The 12237-nt window shown below is 60.8% G+C and carries 11 protein-coding genes; 7 read left to right on the top strand and 4 right to left on the bottom strand.

All coding sequences use genetic code 11. The features are described from left to right. Positions 1 to 131 precede the first annotated feature (131 nt). Complete coding sequence (locus BTN82_RS08035) at positions 132 to 920, bottom strand: VacJ family lipoprotein (protein ID WP_075118624.1); 789 nt, start codon at positions 918 to 920, stop codon at positions 132 to 134. Then, positions 913 to 2211: a serine/threonine protein kinase gene (locus BTN82_RS08040; RefSeq protein WP_075118625.1), complete on the bottom strand. Its 1299-nt coding sequence runs from the start codon at positions 2209 to 2211 to the stop codon at positions 913 to 915. Before BTN82_RS08040 ends, BTN82_RS08035 begins: the two co-directional genes overlap by 8 nt. A 240-nt stretch (positions 2212 to 2451) precedes the next feature. Between BTN82_RS08040 and BTN82_RS08045 the strand changes: the two genes are divergently transcribed. Next, the gene (locus BTN82_RS08045; RefSeq protein WP_075118626.1) at positions 2452 to 2826 is read left to right on the top strand and encodes a hypothetical protein; all 375 of its coding nucleotides are present in this window, start codon (positions 2452 to 2454) and stop codon (positions 2824 to 2826) included. Positions 2827 to 2932: 106 nt separating this feature from the next. Here the strand turns inward: BTN82_RS08045 and BTN82_RS08050 are convergent, their stop codons facing one another. Further along, complete coding sequence (locus BTN82_RS08050; protein WP_075118627.1) at positions 2933 to 4486, bottom strand: beta (1-6) glucans synthase; 1554 nt, start codon at positions 4484 to 4486, stop codon at positions 2933 to 2935. Positions 4487 to 4830: 344 nt separating this feature from the next. On the opposite strand from BTN82_RS08050, the gene BTN82_RS08055 reads away from it, so the two are divergent. The 3 genes from BTN82_RS08055 (at position 4831) to BTN82_RS08065 (ending at position 7839) form a co-directional block, all read left to right on the top strand. Then, positions 4831 to 5682, top strand: coding sequence for a glycine betaine ABC transporter substrate-binding protein (locus BTN82_RS08055; protein ID WP_075118628.1), 852 nt, complete (start codon positions 4831 to 4833; stop codon positions 5680 to 5682). A 190-nt stretch (positions 5683 to 5872) separates the two neighbouring features. Next, positions 5873 to 6184, top strand: coding sequence for a DUF485 domain-containing protein (locus tag BTN82_RS08060; protein WP_009042787.1), 312 nt, complete (start codon positions 5873 to 5875; stop codon positions 6182 to 6184). Further along, positions 6181 to 7839: a cation acetate symporter gene (locus tag BTN82_RS08065; protein WP_075118629.1), complete on the top strand. Its 1659-nt coding sequence runs from the start codon at positions 6181 to 6183 to the stop codon at positions 7837 to 7839. The genes BTN82_RS08060 and BTN82_RS08065 overlap by 4 nt, the downstream gene beginning before the upstream one ends. 220 nt (positions 7840 to 8059) lie before the next feature. Here the strand turns inward: BTN82_RS08065 and gltA are convergent, their stop codons facing one another. Continuing rightward, positions 8060 to 9349 carry a citrate synthase gene (gltA, locus tag BTN82_RS08070; protein WP_075118630.1) on the bottom strand — a complete coding sequence of 430 codons (1290 nt, stop codon included), beginning with the start codon at positions 9347 to 9349 and terminating at the stop codon, positions 8060 to 8062. A 351-nt stretch (positions 9350 to 9700) separates the two neighbouring features. Between gltA and sdhC the strand changes: the two genes are divergently transcribed. From sdhC to sdhA, 3 genes are read left to right on the top strand one after another with little or no spacing between them, the layout of a single operon-like run. Further along, on the top strand, positions 9701 to 10087 hold the full coding sequence (gene sdhC, locus BTN82_RS08075; RefSeq protein WP_186828366.1) for a succinate dehydrogenase, cytochrome b556 subunit: 387 nt from the start codon (positions 9701 to 9703) through the stop codon (positions 10085 to 10087). Then, complete coding sequence (sdhD, locus tag BTN82_RS08080; protein ID WP_044461926.1) at positions 10081 to 10449, top strand: succinate dehydrogenase, hydrophobic membrane anchor protein; 369 nt, start codon at positions 10081 to 10083, stop codon at positions 10447 to 10449. The genes sdhC and sdhD overlap by 7 nt, the downstream gene beginning before the upstream one ends. A 3-nt stretch (positions 10450 to 10452) precedes the next feature. Beyond that, positions 10453 to 12225 (top strand): succinate dehydrogenase flavoprotein subunit, encoded by a 1773-nt coding sequence (sdhA, locus tag BTN82_RS08085; RefSeq protein WP_075118632.1) that lies wholly within the window; start codon positions 10453 to 10455, stop codon positions 12223 to 12225. Positions 12226 to 12237 lie beyond the last annotated feature (12 nt).

Below are 12237 nucleotides of genomic sequence, written 5' to 3' on the forward strand. Positions count from 1 at the left end.
CATAGATAGCTAGCTAGCGATTAGCATCGTATCGACTTGCCCGGAAAATTCCAATGGGGATTTTTGCTGTCCGGCGAAGAGGGCGTGTTGGGGGTAGAACGGCCAGGCCCCCGTGCGGGGGCCTGGAGCGGTCACTCGGCGATTTGCAGCTTGCGGGCTTCGGTGTAGACGTAGCGGACTTTCTCGTACTCGAACGGCGAGTTCAGCTGGCCGTAGCGGAAGCTGGTCTGGTAGCGCTTGTCGACGCCGCGCAGGACCCAGATCTCCGGATGGTTTTCACTGACCTTGGAAACATTGAGGAAGTTGATCGCCGACTCGGCGGTGTAGTCCACGGCTAGGCCGGCGGTGTCGCGAATGTTCGAGGGGCCGAGGATCGGCAGGACGAAATAGGCGCCGCCCGGTACGCCGTAGAAGCCCAGGGTCTGGCCGAAGTCTTCGCTCTGGCGCGGCAGGCCCATGCTGGTGGCCGGGTCCCAGAGACCGCCGATGCCGATGGTGGTGTTGAGCAGAAGGCGGGCGGTGGTGTTCAGCGAGCGCTCGCCCTTGAACTGCAACAGGCTGTTGACCAGGTTGGACACGTCGCCCAGGTTGTTGAAGAAGTTGCTCACCCCGGTGCGCAGGAAGCTTGGGGTGATGTAGCGGTAACCGTCGACCACCGGCAGGAAGACCCATTGGTCGAAGCGGTAGTTGAAGTGGTACACCCGGCGGTTCCATGACTCCAGCGGGTCGTAGACGTTCAGCGCGGTCAGGGTCGAGCGCTCGAATTCGCGCTGGTCCAGGCCCGGGTTGAACTTGAGTTGCTTGAGCGGCTCGGTGAAGCCGTCCGGGTCCGCGGCTGCCGGGGCGGCGGGCTTGCCGTCGTCGGCCTGGGCATAGCCTGTGCAGAGCAACGCAGCGATAAGCAGGAGATGTTTAGCCACGGAAGAACTCCAGCATGGCGTCGCTGTTGACGCGGTAGTTGAGGTTGCCGCAATGGCCGCCATGGGGGTAGACCGTCAGCCGGTCGCCGAAGGTCTTGCGCAGGAAACCGAGGTCGCCGGGGCCGAGGATCACGTCGTCGGCGTTGTGCATCACGGCGATTTTCGGGCTGTCACGCAGGTAGTCCTTGAGCGCGTACAGGCTCACCTGGTCGATCAGTTGCAGGACGCTGCCACCGTCGGTGCGGGCGCGCCACATCGGAATCACCTGCTCGGTGAGGTAGCAGTCGAAATCGCATTGCAGGGCACGCTTGAGGAACGGCGTGAGGCTGGTGCCTTCGCTGATCGGGTACTTGGGCGGGGTGATCAGGCCCCGGCGGTTGATCAGGTCCGAGGTGAACGCGATGTCGGCGGCGGAGAAGCGAAACGAGGTGCCGATCAGCATCGCCATCTGTTCGTTGCTCAGGTGCTGCTTGGATTGCTGGAAGTCGTAGAGCAGGGCGTCGTTGAGGTCGATGTAGCCTTTCTGCTGGAAGTAGCGGGTCAGCTTGTTCAGCACCAGCTCGTAGAAGGTGGTGGTGTTGTTGATGCCCTTGACCTCGGTCTGCACCAGCTTGTCGAGGTTGGTGATGGAGGTATAGAGGTTGACCGGCGGGTTGAGCAGCAGGACTTTCTTGAAGTTGAAGCTGCGCCGGGTTTCATCCAGCTTGCTGACGAAGGCCGCGTCCAGGGCGCCGAGGCTGTAGCCGGTGAGGTAGAAGTCGGTGACCGGCAGTTTCGGGTTCTGCGCGCGGACCGCCTGCATCACGCGGTACATGTCTTCGGCGTCTTCCTTGGTCACGCCCGGCGTGGCGAAGCGCGAGGCGGCGCTGATGAAGTCGAAGCTGGTGGGCGAGGACAACTGCACCACATGATAGCCGGCCTGGTAATAGAGTTTCTTCAGGTATTCGTTGAGGCTGCTGTCGTAGCGCGCGCCGGTGCCGGCGATCAGGAAGATCAGCGGGGCGGCGTGGTCCTGCTCGGCGATGCGATAGGTGAGTTTCTTCACGGCCCAGAAGTTGTCCGGCAGGATGAACTCGCGCTCGGGGCGCAGGGTCAGGCTGCGGTCCGACTGGTTGATGTCGTCGTTGCTCGGCAGCTTCGGACGCAGATCCGGCGGGGTGGTGGCGATGGTCGCCTCGAACGGATTGGTCAGGGGGTAGCCATAGCTGGCGGCGTCGATGTCGACCGCCAGTGCGGACGCACTCGAAATAAGGCCGCCAAGCAGGGCAGCGAAACGCAAGGAACGGAGCATGACTAAATCCCTTAGAGGAAGGTGCCGAGTGAAGTTCGCAGCCTATGACCACCGGGTTACCGCCGAAGTGCCATGATTGGCCGCAAAAAACGTTCGGGGCAGGGCAAGGCCGGATCGGCGGTTATAGTTGCCAGACGATACACTTTGCCGCAGTTCACTGAACAGTTATCTGTGTAACAAGCTTGCTTACCGGCCTCGGGCGATTATGCTGGGCGCCGTTTTGATTGATCGGAGTGCTTCATGTCCCGCCGTTTTCCCGTGGTTCTGCTGCTTGTTGTCCTGCCGCTGTGGCTGGCCGCCAGTTATGGTGCGCGCTATGGCTTCATGGAGGACGCTCGATGGGTCGGCCTTTGTGCCGAGGAGGCGAGCCGTTGGGAGTGCCAGCTGCGCTCCAACCTGGGGCTGTTGATCCACTTCAAGGTCATGGGCTGGGCGGCGCTGGCGACGGCGCTGATCGCCTTCGTGGTGCCGGGCCGTGCGGGCTGGGGCCTGGCGGTGCTGGCGCTGGTGTTCGGCTTTCCGGCCCTGGCGCTCTACAACACCAGCCTGGCGGTGTTTGCCATCGTCATCGGCGCCTTGCGGCTGGTCCGGGCGCCTCGCGAAACCCTTTTGTAGCAGCGAGCAGGCTCGCGATGAACGATGACACGGTACTGACGTTACACCGCAGCGCTGCCATCGCGGGCAATCGAGCGTCGACCGGCCGCTCCTACAGGGTGGGGGATCAGGCTTTGCGCACCCGCAAGCTGCGCCACAGGGCGGCGACCATTAGCAGGCTGACCAGCGCCCAACCCCAGGCCTGCTGGTTTTCCAGGCCTTCGCGATACAACTGAGGAGCGATGCCGGCGCCGACGATAAAGGTCAGCAGGGCGATTTCGCGACGCGGCGCCCGCACCGGGCGGAACAAGTAGACCAGGGCCGGCAAGACCAGGGCAGCGCTGGGGAAACTGCGATAACGCGGGTCGAACACCAGCTCCAGCATCATCACTGCGGCGGCGAAACCGGCCGCGGCAAGCAGCCAGCCGGCATGTTTTTCCAGGTGCTTGAACGCTCCTTCGCGCCAGCCGGTTTTTGCGCTCAGGCTCAAGGCCGCGTGCGCCAGCACCAGCAGGTTCAGGGCCAGCAACAGGCCGGCCCAGAACCATTCCCCGGCAAAGCGGCTGGTGACCCGCGCCAGTTCGCCCCAGGCGCCGATGGAACAGGCAGCCAGTGCGCCGAGCAGTGGCAGGAGCAAGGCCGAGCGAGTACTGCGCACCCGCCCGCCGAGGATCAGCGTGGCGAGGAAAATCACTCCGCCGACCCCCAGCCACACCGGCCAGTAAGGCAGGTTCGACACCGGTCCGGCGAGCACGCCCTTATCTTGGCGATCGGCATCGAACAGGCCCCAGTAACCGCCGACCGCGCCTTCGCTGGCGCGTTTCCAGGGCTGGTCGAAGGCCTCGATCAGGTTGTAGTGCCAGTTGTTCTGTTCGGCCAGCGCTACAAAACCGCGGATGAACTTGGCCTCGTTGACCCGGCTCGGCAGGGCGGTTTCGCGCTGGCGGCCTTCGCTGGGCCAGCCGGTTTCGCCGATCATCACATCCTTGGGCGCGAACTTGTTGCCGAAGACCTGGCGCACCTGGGCGACATGGTTCAGCGCGGCATCGATGTTGGAAGGGTCGTCTTCCCAGTAAGGCAGCAGGTGGATGGTCAGGAAGTCCACCGCCGGTGCGATTTCCGGGTGCTTGAGCCAGAACTCCCAGACGTCCGCGTAGGTCACCGGCTGCTTGACGTGGGCCTTGACCTTGTTGATCAGCCGAGCCAGTTGCGGGCCGGTGACTTCCTTGCGCAGCAGGGCTTCGTTGCCGACGATCACCGAGTCGACCACATCCGGGTTGGCATTGGCCGAAGCGATCAGCAGGTCGACTTCCTTCTCGGTGTCCACCGGGTTGCTGTTGACCCAGGCGCCGATCATCAGCTTCAGGCCATGCTTGCGCGCCAGGTCCGGCAGGGCTTCGAGGCCGGTCATGGAGTAGGTGCGGATGCAGGTAAAGCGCGTCGACAGCAGCGCCAGGTCGGCGTCCATGCGCTCCGGGCGCAATTGAAACGGCTGGTCGAAGGGCGACTGGTCCTTGTCGAACGGGGTGTAGGACGCGCATTGCAGCTTGTGGCTGGCGCTGGCGACATCCGGCAGCACCACCGGTTGGCCGAGGCCGTACCAGAAGCCGCAGAGGGCGAAGAGCCCCAGCAGGCAGGCGAACAGATAGGGCAGGAGCGGGAAGCGGGTCATCGAGGGCATGGGCGGGCCGTCAGGAAGCAAAGCCGGGCATCTTACCCGGATTCGCCGGTGCCCAGGTGGCCTGCATGATTTTGACATGCAAAGTTCGGGCGGGGTCGGGCCGGGGTTTTTGACAGGTCCTGGTTACTGGCTATCTGATGTCGTTGCTGAATGCCTTGAGGTCGCAGTCAGAGCAGGTCGCCTTCGACGTCAGGTTGATGATCGAAGCGTCAGGGCTCTCATGGGTCCATCGCGCCGATGTTCGAACGAGTTTGCGGCCGGGCGTAATGGGGGCGCTGTGCACCATAACAATACGTTGACGCGGCTCGGCATCCGTCGGGCGCAGCACTTTCGGGGAAGTAACGATGAAGATGCGACGACTCTTAGGTGCAGGTGCCGGTCTGGTACTTGCGATCAGCTCCACCCTGGCCAGCGCCGACAGCAAAACCCTGAGCATCGGCTATGTCGACGGTTGGTCGGACAGTGTGGCGACTACGTATATAGCGTCTGAGGTGATCAAGCAGAAGCTCGGTTATGACGTGAAGCTGCAAGCGGTGGCGACCGGGATCATGTGGCAGGGCGTGGCCACCGGCAAGCTGGACGCCATGCTGTCGGCCTGGCTGCCGGTGACTCACGGCGAGTACTGGACCAAGAACAAGGACAAGGTGGTCGACTACGGTCCCAACTTCAAGGACGCGAAAATCGGCCTGATCGTGCCGGAGTACGTCAAGGCCAAGAGCATTGCCGACCTGAAGGACGACACCACCTTCAAGAACAAGATCGTCGGTATCGACGCGGGCTCGGGCGTGATGCTCAAGACCGACCAGGCCATCAAGGACTACGGCCTGGACTACAAGCTGCAAGCCAGTTCGGGCGCGGCGATGATTGCCGAGCTGACCCGTGCCGAAGAGAAGAGCGACTCCATCGCGGTCACCGGCTGGGTGCCGCACTGGATGTTCGCCAAGTGGAAACTGCGCTTCCTGGACGATCCGAAAGGCGTCTACGGCGCCGCGGAAACCGTCAATAGCATCGGTAGTAAAGGCCTGGAGAAGAAAGCCCCGGAAGTCGCGGCCTTCCTGAAGAAGTTCCAGTGGGCTTCCAAGGATGAAATCGGCGAGGTGATGCTGGCGATCCAGGACGGCGCCAAGCCGGAAGTGGCGGCCAAGGAATGGGTGGCCAAACACCCTGAGCGCGTCGCCGAGTGGACCTCCCACTGACCGCAAAGTGTCTAGGTCGCAGGTCTTGAGGCCGCCGGGTGTTCGCACCCGGCGGCCTTTTGTTTTGCCTGCAGCAAAAGCCTAGTCAGGGGTACTGTCGTTCTAATACTAAGGTCGTCTGGAACCGGCTCCAGAGCTGCATAGAGTAGGCTGCGTTCCAACTAAAATCTGTGCTGCGAGGATAAAAACAATGAACGACAGCATTTACCTCTCGATTCAAAACAGCTCGCGTTTCAAGGAGCTGGTCAGCAAGCGGGAACGATTCGCCTGGATACTTTCGGCGATCATGCTCGGGCTCTATTCGGGCTTCATCCTGCTGATTGCCTACGGGCCCCATGTACTGGGGGCAAAACTCAGCCCTGAATCATCCATCACCTGGGGTATTCCCATTGGTGTCGGGCTGATTGTCGCGGCCTTTGTCCTGACCGGTATCTACGTGCGACGCGCCAACGGCGAATTCGACGACCTGAACAATGCGATTCTCAAGGAGGCTCAGCAATGATCCGGCGTCTATTGGCTTTTCTTGGCGTCGCATCTTTTGCTCCCAGCCTCTGGGCGGCTGATGCCCTGACCGGCGAAGTGCACAAGCAACCTCTCAATGTCTCCGCGATCATCATGTTCGTGCTGTTTGTCGGCGCGACCCTGTGCATCACCTACTGGGCGTCCAAGCGTAACAAGTCGGCGGCCGACTACTATGCCGCGGGCGGCAAGATCACCGGCTTCCAGAACGGCCTGGCGATTGCCGGCGACTACATGTCGGCAGCGTCCTTCCTGGGGATTTCCGCCCTGGTGTTCACTTCCGGCTACGACGGGCTGATCTATTCGATCGGCTTCCTGGTGGGTTGGCCGATCATTCTGTTCCTGATCGCCGAGCGCCTGCGCAACCTGGGCAAATACACCTTCGCCGACGTGGCGTCCTATCGCCTCGGGCAAACCCAGATCCGCACGCTGTCGGCCTGCGGTTCGCTGGTGGTGGTGGCGTTCTACCTGATCGCGCAGATGGTCGGCGCCGGCAAGTTGATCCAACTGCTGTTCGGCCTCGACTACCATGTGGCGGTGATCCTGGTCGGTATCCTGATGGTGATGTACGTGCTGTTCGGCGGCATGCTGGCCACCACCTGGGTGCAGATCATCAAGGCTGTCCTGCTGCTGTCGGGGGCCTCGTTCATGGCGCTGATGGTCATGAAGCATGTCAACTTCGACTTCAACATGCTGTTCTCCGAGGCGATCAAGGTTCACCCCAAAGGTGAAGCGATCATGAGTCCTGGCGGCTTGGTGAAGGATCCGATCTCGGCGTTCTCCCTGGGCCTGGCACTGATGTTCGGTACCGCCGGCCTGCCGCATATCCTGATGCGCTTCTTCACTGTGAGCGACGCCAAGGAAGCCCGTAAGAGTGTGCTGTACGCCACCGGCTTCATCGGCTACTTCTATATCCTGACCTTCATCATCGGTTTTGGCGCGATCCTGCTGGTCAGTACCAACCCGGCGTTCAAGGATGCGGCCGGCGCTCTGCTCGGTGGCAACAACATGGCCGCGGTGCACCTGGCCAATGCCGTGGGCGGCAGCGTGTTCCTGGGCTTTATCTCGGCGGTGGCGTTCGCCACTATCCTGGCGGTGGTGGCCGGCCTGACCCTGGCGGGCGCTTCGGCGGTGTCCCACGACCTGTATGCCAGCGTGATCAAGAAAGGCAAGGCCAACGAGAAGGATGAAATCCGCGTCTCGAAGATCACCACCGTGTGCCTCGGGGTGCTGGCGATCGGCCTGGGCATTCTGTTCGAAAGCCAGAACATCGCGTTCATGGTGGGCCTGGCGTTCTCCATCGCGGCGAGTTGCAACTTCCCGGTACTGCTGCTTTCCATGTACTGGAAGAAACTCACCACCCGCGGCGCGATGATCGGCGGCTGGCTGGGGCTGGTCAGCGCCGTTGGCCTGATGATCCTCGGTCCGACCATCTGGGTGCAGATTCTGCACCATGAGAAGGCGATCTTCCCTTACGAGTACCCGGCGCTGTTCTCGATGATCATTGCCTTTATCGGGATCTGGTTCTTCTCTGTCACCGACAAGTCCACCGCGGCCGATAACGAGCGGGCGCTGTTCTTCCCGCAGTTCGTGCGTTCGCAGACTGGCCTGGGCGCCAGCGGGGCGGTATCGCACTAAGGCTTCTATATATAAGCTGCGTTAAACGCCAATGCCCCTGTCGAGAGACAGGGGCATTTTTATTGGGGGAAGCAAAAGGGCAGGGGACGCTTCGATCGTTATCGCCAGCACGCTCGTTCCTGTCGGGAGGGTGCCGCTTGCGATAAGGCCCAAACAAATACGGCCTCTATAAAGAGGCCGTATCCGGTGCAGTCAAGACGTTAGCGCAAGGCAACAGGTCTTACTTGCGATCTTCCAGCTTGGTGATGTCGCGCGACTCGTAGCCGGTGTACAGCTGGCGAGGACGGCCGATCTTGTAAGGGCTGGAGAGCATTTCTTTCCAGTGCGAGATCCAGCCGACGGTACGCGCCAGGGCGAAGATCACCGTGAACATGCTGGTTGGAATGCCGATCGCCTTGAGGATGATCCCCGAGTAGAAGTCGACGTTCGGGTACAGCGAGCGCTCGATGAAGTACGGGTCGGTCAGGGCGATCTCTTCCAGGCGCATGGCCAGCTCGAGTTGCGGATCGTTCTTGATGCCCAGCTCACGCAATACTTCGTCGCAGGTCTGCTTCATGACGGTGGCGCGCGGGTCGCGGTTCTTGTAGACGCGGTGACCGAAGCCCATCAGCTTGAACGGATCGTTCTTGTCCTTGGCCTTGGCGATGAACTTGTCGATGTTCGAGACATCGCCAATTTCGTCGAGCATGGTCAATACCGCTTCGTTGGCGCCGCCGTGAGCCGGGCCCCAGAGTGCGGCGATGCCGGCGGCGATACAGGCGAACGGGTTGGCACCCGAGGAGCCCGCCAGGCGCACGGTGGAGGTCGATGCGTTCTGCTCGTGGTCGGCATGGAGGATGAAGATCCGGTCCATTGCCTTGGCCAGTACCGGGCTGATCGGTTTGATCTCGCACGGGGTGTTGAACATCATGTGCAGGAAGTTTTCCGCGTACGACAGGTCGTTGCGCGGGTACATCATGGGTTGGCCCATGGAGTACTTGTAAACCATCGCTGCCAGGGTTGGCATCTTGGCAACCAGGCGGATCGCGGAGATTTCGCGATGCTGCGGGTTATTGATGTCCAGGGAGTCGTGGTAGAAGGCCGATAGGGCGCCGACTACGCCGCACATGACGGCCATCGGGTGAGCGTCGCGACGGAAGCCGTTGAAGAAGGTCTTCAGCTGCTCGTGAACCATGGTGTGGTTCTTCACGTTGCCGACGAACTGGGCCTTCTGTTCTGCGGTCGGCAGTTCGCCATTGAGCAGCAGGTAGCAGGTTTCCAGGTAGTCCGACTTTTCAGCCAGTTGCTCGATCGGGTAGCCGCGGTGCAGCAGGATGCCGTTGTCGCCGTCGATATAGGTGATTTTCGACTCGCAGGAGGCGGTCGACATGAAACCCGGGTCAAAAGTGAAGCGGCCCGTGGCCGTCAGGCCCCGAACATCGATTACATCGGGACCAACGGTGCCGGTTAAAATGGGCAGCTCGACGGGGGCTGCGCCCTCGATGATCAACTGCGCTTTTTTGTCAGCCATGTGGCCTCCTATTTATGCTTGAAATCATCAGACAGACCCCCCACGCAGGGCCCGCACCACTATAGTGAGATAAATCCGAATGTCAATTTGCCTAAAGTCTTGCCCCAGAAGGCTTTGGGAGGGATTTTTTAGCGAAATTCACTGCCATTTACGCCTTTTATAAGGCTAACGCAATCAGCTATTAGGGGAAGGTGTTTGCGTTGTCATTAGTAGCCTAACTGTCTATACTCGGCCACCGACCGCCATGGGCTTTCGGGCCCGGTTTGATGGGGGTCGTCACTCCCTGGGTGGTGGGTACCTGACCAGTGCACTCCCCAACAACTTTGCCCTGATTGTTAGGGGCTCTTCAGTGTGAAAAAAGCCGTGAATAGCCAACGACCTGTAAACCTAGACCTAAGGACCATCAAACTCCCAGTCACTGCTTACACGTCCATCCTTCACCGTGTTTCCGGTGTCATCCTCTTTGTGTGCCTTGCCATCATGCTTTATGCACTGGACAAGTCGCTCAGCTCCGAGGAAGGCTTCGGTGAGGTGAAAGCGTGTCTGACCAGTCCGCTAGCCAAGCTAGTGATTTGGGGCATCCTGTCCGCCTTGCTGTATCACCTGGTTGCCGGCGTGCGCCATTTGATCATGGACATGGGCATCGGTGAGACGCTGGAAGGCGGCAAGCTGGGCTCTAAAATCGTTATCGCCGTATCCGTGGTGGTAATCGTTCTGGCAGGAGTTTGGATATGGTAACTAACGTCACGAACCTGTCGCGTTCGGGCCTCTATGACTGGATGGCGCAGCGCGTGTCTGCGGTCGTTCTCGCGGCTTACTTCATCTTCCTGATCGGATACCTCGTTGCGAACCCGGGCCTTGGCTATGAGCAATGGCACGCACTGTTCGCAAACAACTGGATGCGTATCTTCAGTCTGCTGGCCATGGTGGCCCTGGGCGCTCACGCTTGGGTCGGCATGTGGACCATTTCGACCGACTACCTGACGCCGATGGCGCTGGGCAAGTCGGCGACTGCGGTACGTTTCCTTTTCCAGGCAGTATGCGGCGTTGCAATGTTCGCCTACTTCGTCTGGGGTGTGCAGATTCTCTGGGGTATCTGATTCATGGCTAACATTCCAACGATTTCTTTCGACGCCATCATCATTGGCGGCGGCGGTGCAGGCATGCGTGCCGCATTGCAGCTGGCCCAGGGCGGCCACAAGACTGCTGTTATCACCAAGGTGTTCCCGACCCGTTCGCACACTGTATCGGCCCAGGGCGGCATCACCTGCGCGATCGCGTCGGCCGACCCGAACGATGACTGGCGCTGGCACATGTACGATACCGTCAAGGGTTCCGACTATATCGGCGACCAGGACGCTATCGAATACATGTGTCAGGAAGGCCCAGCCGCGGTTTTCGAGCTGGACCACATGGGTCTGCCGTTCTCCCGCACCGAAACCGGTCGTATCTACCAGCGTCCTTTCGGCGGTCAGTCCAAGGATTACGGTAAAGGCGGCCAGGCTGCCCGTACCTGCGCGGCTTCCGACCGTACCGGTCACGCGCTGCTGCACACCCTCTATCAGGGCAACCTGAAAGCCGGCACCACCTTCCTGAACGAGTACTACGCTGTTGACCTGGTGAAGAACCAGGACGGCGCGTTCGTCGGCGTGATCGCGATCTGCATCGAGACCGGCGAAACGACCTACATCCGCGCGAAAGCCACTGTACTGGCTACCGGCGGTGCAGGTCGTATCTATGCATCCACTACCAACGCCCTGATCAACACCGGTGACGGTGTCGGCATGGCGCTGCGTGCCGGCGTGCCGGTACAAGACATTGAAATGTGGCAGTTCCACCCAACCGGCATCGCCGGCGCCGGTGTACTGGTTACCGAAGGCTGCCGCGGTGAAGGCGGTTACCTGATCAACAAGCACGGCGAGCGTTTCATGGAGCGTTATGCTCCGAACGCCAAGGACCTTGCCGGTCGTGACGTGGTTGCCCGTTCGATGGTTAAAGAAATCATCGCCGGCAACGGTTGCGGTCCGAATGGCGACCACGTGATGCTCAAGCTCGACCACCTGGGCGAGGAAGTGCTGCACAGCCGCCTGCCAGGCATCTGCGAGCTGTCGAAGACTTTTGCGCACGTTGATCCGGTTGTCGCTCCGGTTCCGGTCGTTCCGACTTGCCACTATATGATGGGCGGCGTCGCCACCAATATTCATGGTCAGGCGATCACCCAGAACGCCGAAGGCGTGGACGAGATCATTCATGGTCTGTTCGCCGTAGGCGAAGTGGCTTGCGTTTCGGTTCACGGCGCCAACCGCCTGGGCGGTAACTCGCTGCTCGACCTGGTGGTCTTCGGTCGTGCTGCCGGCCTGCACCTGGAAAAGGCGCTGACTGACGGTATCGAATACGACGACGCCACCGACGCCGACATCGAAGCGGCCTTGGCGCGCCTGTCCGCTCTGAACGAGCGTACCGACGGCGAAGACGTGGCAACCCTGCGTCGCGAGCTGCAAAGCTGCATGCAGAACTACTTCGGCGTGTTCCGTACCGGCGAATACATGCAGAAGGGCATCGCCCAACTGGCCGAGCTGCGTACCCGTATCGCCAACGTCAAGATCAACGACAAGTCGCAGGCGTTCAACACTGCGCGTATCGAAGCGCTGGAACTGCAGAACCTGCTGGAAGTGGCCGAAGCCACTGCCATCGCTGCCGAAGTGCGCAAAGAGTCCCGCGGCGCCCACGCCCGTGAAGACTTCGAAGACCGCGACGACGAAAACTGGCTGTGCCACACCCTGTACTTCCCGGGTGAGAAGCGGGTTGCCAAGCGTGCCGTTAACTTCTCGCCGAAGACTGTTCCGACGTTTGAACCAAAAGTCCGAACTTACTAAAGGGTGATCGAT

The sequence above is a fragment of the Pseudomonas chlororaphis genome, from assembly GCF_001921865.1.
Classification (GTDB): Bacteria; Pseudomonadota; Gammaproteobacteria; order Pseudomonadales; family Pseudomonadaceae; genus Aquipseudomonas; species Aquipseudomonas chlororaphis_D.